6 protein-coding genes are annotated in these 7,217 nt (G+C 34.0%); all 6 read right to left on the bottom strand.

The features are described from left to right. Window positions 1-189 precede the first annotated feature (189 nt). Window positions 190-1,047 (bottom strand): AraC family transcriptional regulator, encoded by an 858-nt coding sequence (locus EM932_RS13725; RefSeq protein WP_135877759.1) that lies wholly within the window; start codon window positions 1,045-1,047, stop codon window positions 190-192. A gap of 611 nt (window positions 1,048-1,658) precedes the next feature. After that, entirely contained in the window at window positions 1,659-3,152 is a 1,494-nt protein-coding gene (locus tag EM932_RS13720) for a sulfatase-like hydrolase/transferase (RefSeq protein ID WP_135877758.1), read from the bottom strand. Between the two features lie 82 nt (window positions 3,153-3,234). Further along, a complete protein-coding gene (locus EM932_RS13715) occupies window positions 3,235-3,594 on the bottom strand; it encodes a hypothetical protein (protein ID WP_135877757.1) in 360 nt (119 codons plus the stop codon). Between the two features lie 59 nt (window positions 3,595-3,653). Continuing rightward, window positions 3,654-4,679 carry a family 16 glycosylhydrolase gene (locus EM932_RS13710; RefSeq protein WP_135877756.1) on the bottom strand — a complete coding sequence of 342 codons (1,026 nt, stop codon included), beginning with the start codon at window positions 4,677-4,679 and terminating at the stop codon, window positions 3,654-3,656. A 30-nt stretch (window positions 4,680-4,709) separates the two neighbouring features. Then, on the bottom strand, window positions 4,710-5,687 hold the full coding sequence (locus EM932_RS13705; protein WP_135877755.1) for a family 16 glycosylhydrolase: 978 nt from the start codon (window positions 5,685-5,687) through the stop codon (window positions 4,710-4,712). Between the two features lie 51 nt (window positions 5,688-5,738). Next, on the bottom strand, window positions 5,739-7,196 hold the full coding sequence (locus EM932_RS13700; protein WP_135877754.1) for an NAD-dependent succinate-semialdehyde dehydrogenase: 1,458 nt from the start codon (window positions 7,194-7,196) through the stop codon (window positions 5,739-5,741). Window positions 7,197-7,217: the final 21 nt, after the last annotated feature.

The following is a 7,217-nucleotide window of genomic DNA, read 5'->3' as shown; positions in this document are numbered from 1 at the left end:
ATAGCTCTCCGAAATATGTTTGAGAATACATGAAAATTAAGTCTTTTGGTTTTACTGATCTTAAAAAGATCAGTAAAAATAATACAAATAAAACAATATAAATATATTATTCCGGACAGTAGTGCGTTTTTACGGGAATGACAGCTTTAACGGAAACCCCGAAGCAGAGCCTCGAGAAACCCTTTTCGGTTAAACAGCCTCTCTGTACTGTTTGGGAGTACTCCCCATTATTCTCTTAAATTGTTTGTTGAAGTTTGTGATAGAGTTGTAACCTACTAAAAAACAAACGTCGTTAACTGGTAAGCTTTCTTGAACTAATAAACGAGAGGCATTCCTTATTCGTACTTCATTTAAAAAACCCGTAAAGGATTTGTTAGTTTTTTTCTTGAAAAATCTACAAAATGAATTTGGTGTCATACATGCAATATCCGAAACATCTTCAAGAGCAATAGACTTTGAATAATTATCTGATATATATCGCAGCACCCTATCAATTCTGCGAGCACCTTTAGCTGTATATTGCCTCATATCTGAAGAGGATAGCAATTGCTTTTCATTAGTTATGGAAAGCTCGTAAAGAATACCTAAAAGCTTTATAAACTGCTCTGTATGTTTAATGTTAGTTATAGACATTATATCTTCTCTCAGTTTATTAGAAATATTACTTCCAAAACTTATTCCATATTTGGCATCAGATAACATTCTATTAATCTCGGCAAATTCAGGAGCGTCAAAAGTATTTTCTCCTATGAAGTTTTTGTAGAATTTAATAACCACAGTCTTTACACTTCTTTCGCTATCTTCAGCGTAATAAGAAACATCATTTCGCCATAAATGAGGTAAATTTGGACCAACCAGGACTAAATCTCCAGGTGTAAAATGCGCAACACTATCTCCTACAAAACGAATTCCTGTACTTTTAGAAATGTACAATAGTTCAAATTCTGGGTGGTAATGCCACGAAGAATCAAGGCAAGGCTTTTCTTTTGTGATTATATTTAATCGAGAATTAGAAAAACTATCTGTATTTTTTAGCACCAATTTCATATATCAAATATACACCATTTAATCTTAAAATACACTTTTTTAACAATTGCGTAAATTCAAGAAGAAATCATTGATCCTAAATTAACGTGAGTTTGACCTCCTTTTTAGATTTAAATAACGTGAGTTCGATATGTTATAATCTGATAATTAATTCTTTAAATATTTTAGCAGAGAACCTATGTCATTCCGAACGCTACGGAGAGTAAAATATATTTTACTTGAACGTATATAGCGTAGCTATTGAGGAGGAATCTCATCCTTATGAGATGTCTCGGCGCTCATGCTTCGCTTAGTCGACATGACAAAACACTGTTTGTCAGTAATATAAAACCATTTGTCTATTGAAATTTATATCGAGCTCAAATAAGTGATTCTTAGTTTTTTTAAAACGTATAAGAATGGTCTTTGTTCATTCCAAACATTACAGAAAGTAAAATATGTTTTATTTGAAGGTACATCGCTTAGCTAATGAGAAGGAATCTCATCTATTCTGAGATGATTTTTCGTCACCCATTCCTCGCTCTATAGAAATGACAAAAATCTAAATTTCATCATTTTAAAACGTAAGACCATATTGCAATTTATATAGAACGAACACTAAACTATTATACTTATTCTACAAGAAATGTTTTATCAAAATGTGGCATTCCGTCTGCTTTCCAATCATTACCCGTTTTCTCATCATGCCACCATTGCGGCTGAATGTGTGTTTTACTCCATTTTTCTGCTTCAGAAACTAAGCTCCTAAGAATTTCTGGATGTTCGTTGCTCAAGTTTTTATTCTCTTCAACATCATTCTTAATATTAAAAAGCTTCCATTTTTGCTGGTATACTTTTAAAGCCTTCCAATCATCTTTTCTTACCCCGACATCAGTAAAACCATTTCTGTGGCGCATTACAAAAATATTCTCACCTGGTCTTGGATTTTTATTCGACATGAAATCTTTCCAAATATCTTTACCATCTAGTTGTTTGTTCTCAGGAATTTTGGCTTTCGCCAAATTAGTAAGTGTAGGATAGAAATCTAATGCAGATATTGGATAATTGTACTTTTTACCACTTGGAATCACATTTGGCCAATGAAAAAACATTGGCACACGAAACCCTCCTTCATAAGTACTTCCCTTTCCTTCTTTTAGAGGATAATTAGTTGCTCCAGCTTTAATTTTTCCGCCATTATCACTAAAAAAAACAATTAGTGTATTATCAAATTGATTGGTTGCTTTTAATTGGTCAACTATTTTCTTTATACCCCTATCGACAGCATAAACCATTGCTGCATATATTTTACGTTTTTTGTCTTTAATGTGTTCAAATAATTTCAAATCTTCCTCTTTTGCTTCTAATGGCGTATGAGGTGCATTGTAAGACAAATACAAAAAGAAAGGGTTATCTTTTTTCTCAGCTGCTTCTCCTATAAATCGAACAGCTTCTCTAGACAAGCCATCGGTTACATACTCCGTTTCATCAACTTCATTACCATTATGCTCTAATGGGTGTAAATAATCCCTAATAATTTTTCTGCCACTTTCTTTCTGTTTCTTATAAGCAGCCTTAAATTCTTCGGGGTGGTAGTCATGACCACCCCCTAAGAATCCATAAAAATCATTAAACCCTCTTGCATTTGGATGATATTCAGGATTTGCTCCTAAATGCCATTTTCCCATTACACCTGTATAATAGCCAGCATTTTGGAGCACTTTACTTATAAAAGTCTCGGTAGTATCTATTCCTTTTTTAATAGTTTCACCACTGTTTGGAGGTAAATTGAATTGTGCCCCTATTTTGTGAGCGTATCTTCCTGTCATTAAACTGGCACGACTTGGTCCACAAAAGGGGTGTGCTACATAAGCATCTGTTAAAATAGTTCCATTATTTGCTAAGGCATCCAAATTAGGGGTTGGAATATCTTTTGAACCATTAAAACCAACATCTGAATATCCTAAATCATCACAAAGAATCATCAAAATATTTGGTTTTGAAAGTGTAACATTTTTTTCAACCACCCTATTTTTAGCGAAGTGATCATTATTCTTTGCATTATTACAACTTAATAGCATAATGGAAATGACGAATATAGAAGATAATTTAAAAAACACAGACATTGTAGAAATTAATTAAATTAGTTAAAGGATTTGAAAACATGTTTTCAAACCCATAAATACTTAAACTTATTATTTACCAGAGTTACTTTAGGTTCTTTATCTCATCTCGCATCCTCTTTAGAAAAGGCTCCACTTCTGCATATGGCTTTCCTACTAACTGAGAAAAATAAGAATTGAACTTTTTGCTAGCTTCACGTCTTTTTTCTTTTTGCTGTTCTTTTGTCAACTCGCCATTTTTTAAAGCTTTGTTAGAATTCACAAAGCTCATTATCATTTCCATTCTTTTCTCTTTTAGTTCTTTTTTTTGGTCGTTTTTCAGACCAAATTCTTTACCTGCTTGCTCAACAAAATAATTGTTTTGTTTTTCATGCCATTTACTTTGTCCATAAGTTGTTGTAGAAAAAGAAACTACTACTAACAATATTAAAACGATTTTTTTCATAATTTTCAATTATTATACATTAATTTATATTAACACCTATATTATTGGTTGGAAATCTTTTATCGCTTTTGCCAAACCCTAATATATTCTATCTCATAATCTAAAACACCATCATTCTTCAGGTGTTCTGGACTTTTAGCTTCTAATTCCTCTTTACTTTTTGGCACATCATGCCAAGGAAAAGCTTCCTGATCTAACCAAAGACTAATAGGTCTATCTGCTACATAGCCATTATAATTTTCTGGCAAGGTTATTTTTGTTCTATTTTTCTTAGCCCAAGCCGTAACCTCTTCTGCTGTTACTTCTGAAAATAATTTACCGTCTACATAATATTTCATCCCATTTTCATTCCATTCAATACCATAGATATGGAAATCATCAGCGACCCTAAAACCAAGGTCTTTTTTTTCAGTATAAGTTGGTTTTCCTCTAACAGGTTTGTTCCAATCTCTAATGGACCACCATAATTGACTATCTAAATGCTTTTTATTAGGATTACCTGTACCTCCAAACAATTCAAAGAAGTCAACCTCCAATCGTTCACCCATTGCCCAAAAGGCACTGGATATGGGTCCGTCTGCTGCTTTACTTTTTATTTCTATGTAGCCATATTTAAATTCATTGCGCCCAATAAAACATGCTGTAGTAATGTTTTCATAAGGCAAAGCTTCACCAAAAACAGGCTTTCTGATTTCAGGACTAAATGGAAAATCGGGTTCCCAGCGTGTTTCAAGAATTAGTTTACCGCCTTCTAAACGATAATTTTTACCTGAAAATTGAGATGGTGCGCGCCCCTTCCAAACCTTTTTATTTGGCTTATCTGGGTGTTTATAAAACGGTTTACCACCTTCAAACTTTCCAACAATATACCATTTTTTTTCATCAATTTCTTTAGCATTAAATTCATCACTTACATGAGGATTCAATTCCCAGTCTCCTTTATTTTCTGGGTCTGTATATGGTAAAAATGTGGTGGTAGCAAGCGACTCTTTAGATGTTTTTGCAGAGTTACAGCTTGCACAAAATACAAGCACATTAGTCACTATTGTTGTAAATAAAACTGTTCTTTTAAATTTTGCTGTCATTTTTCTTTTGTAAATCACAATAATGTATAGTTATTTTTGCCATACTCTTACATATTCAATTTCATAATCTGCTGGTAAATCTGCTTCTTCTGGCAAACCTAACCAAGGGAATGTTTCAGAGTCAAACCAAATGTGATAGGGAACATCTGTAACCCATCTATCAGCATCGGAACCATTTCCAGTAAGTGCTGCTTTTGTAATTGTACCGTCAGGATGTAATTCTCCATCAATATAAACCTTTATAAATTCTGGTGCCCATTCAAAACCATACACATGAAAATCACTTGCTGTTTCATGAGCAGCCTGGATATTTCTAGAGTGAACAGGCCCATTACCTCCAGGTAGATAATACGAATTATCTGGTGCCCAACTTATAATATTAAACTTAAGTCTTTTTCGCCATAACGCATTTGTTTTATGCCCGCCAAACGTTTCGAACATATCAAGTTCTGATTTTTCATTTCTATCAACTGACTTTGCATTTGTTGTCCAAAAAGAACTCGTTATTTCTGCATCAGCAGATTTTGATTTAATTTCCATGTAGCCAAACTTGAAAACACTTTTACTTATAACTGCTGCTGTAGTAATGTTTTCAAACTTCTCTCCAGTATTAGGGTTTGTTTTAGGCGAAAAATTGTAATCTGGCTCCCACCTTGTTTGTATTTTTAATTTACCATCTTCCAATCTCACATTATCTGTAGAAAATTGAGAAGGTGGTCTGCCTACAAAATTTGATTGGTACTCCCCATTACGCCCTTGAATTAACCATTTATTTTCATCTAAAGTCCCTGCTTCAAACTCATCACTCATTTCCTTATTCAAAATCCAATTACCTTCGTTTGACTGATCAGATAATGGTAAGTTAGCATCAACTTTTGGTTCCTCTACTTGAGGTTCTTCTTCAATGGTGTCATTATCACTATTGGAACAAGCATAAAACAATAAAGAGGCCATGCTAAATATTAATATGGCTTTAATAAACTTCAATATGGCTTCCTCTTTTTTCATTGTTTTCTTTTTGCCTTTTAGTTTGGGGTCAAAAATTTCGGTCTCTACTACTTAATTCAAAGCTGTTGAAACTCGTTTCTTTACTAAGTAATCCTCTAGGGCTAAATGCGAACAATCATGGCCAATGCCACTATTTTTGAATCCGCCATGAGGTAGATAAATAGCATACTTAACACCATTTATTTGTATTTCTCCAAACTCTAATTCCTCAGTAAATCTTGCAATTCTTTGATGATTATTTGTAAAAATATATGATGCAAGTCCAAACTCTGTATCATTTGCCAATTCAAGAACTTCGTCATCTGTATCAAAAGACATAATACCTGCAACTGGTCCAAAAGTTTCTTGTCTAAAAAGCTTCATATCTGTAGTAATTCCTGATACTACTGTTGGCTCCATCCAATAACCACTTTCTGGCAACCCTTCAGGAATCTTTCCTCCATATTCTAATTTACCACCCTTACTAACAGCATCATCTATTAAATCAAACATGCGGTCTCGGTCCTTCTTACTAACAACAGGTCCCATAAACACATCTTCATTCTCCTTAATACCAAAGCCAATTTTTAATTCTGAAGTTTTCTGAACATAAGCTTCTAAGAATTTGTTATAAATACTTTTATGAACAAAAATCCTGTTTGCAGCTACACAAATTTGACCTGTATTCCCGAACTTTAAAGCAATAGCAAGATCGATAGCTTTATCAAAATCAGCATCTTCAAAAACGATAAATGGCGCGTTACCTCCTAATTCCATTCCAAGTTTTTTAATGGAAGTTGTACTATCGGCAATAACTTTTTGTCCTGTTGTCGTTGAGCCAATCATAGTTAACACAGCTGGAATTGTACTGGTTGTTAAAGTAGTAGCTACTTCGCTACTTGGACCTGCAAGTATGTTTATAACACCTGCCGGAAATTTAATATTGTTTAAAATTTCTCCAACCATATAAGTTGATAGAGGAGAATATCCAGAAGGCTTAATGATTATTGAACACCCAGCTGCAAGTGCTGGCCCCAATTTATATCCAACATTAAGTAATGGAAAATTCCACGCTAAATAAGCAACAACCACTCCCGCTGGTTGTGATATCATCTTATGAGTATGTGTGTTTTCATAATCTGGGATTTGTTCTTCCCTTAAATTTTGCATGGCGTTAGGATACCACTCTAAGGCTTCTGTAAGCCTGTCTATATCTTCTTGGGAACCAGCATAGGTTTTACCCATTTCATGAACCATTGCCGTACGCAACTCGTGCTCTTTATCTAAAATTGCAGTACGCAATTTAAGCATCCATTTAGTGCGCTCTACCAGAGATAATTTGGACCAATACTTAAATCCTTTCTGAGCAGCTTTAAGAGCCAATTCTGCATCTGCTTTTCCTGCTCTTGCTACCTGAGCTATAGATTCTCCAGTAGCAGGACAAATAACATCATTCTTTTGCCCATCATGTGCATCGATTAATTCACCATCGATGTAAAGTTTTTTATACCCGTAATTTTCTGTTTTCATTTTCAATTCTCTTTCTCGAAT

The organism is Flavivirga rizhaonensis (assembly GCF_004791695.1).
GTDB lineage: Bacteria > Bacteroidota > Bacteroidia > Flavobacteriales > Flavobacteriaceae > Flavivirga > Flavivirga rizhaonensis.
This window is presented reverse-complemented; position numbering and strand designations above follow the sequence as displayed.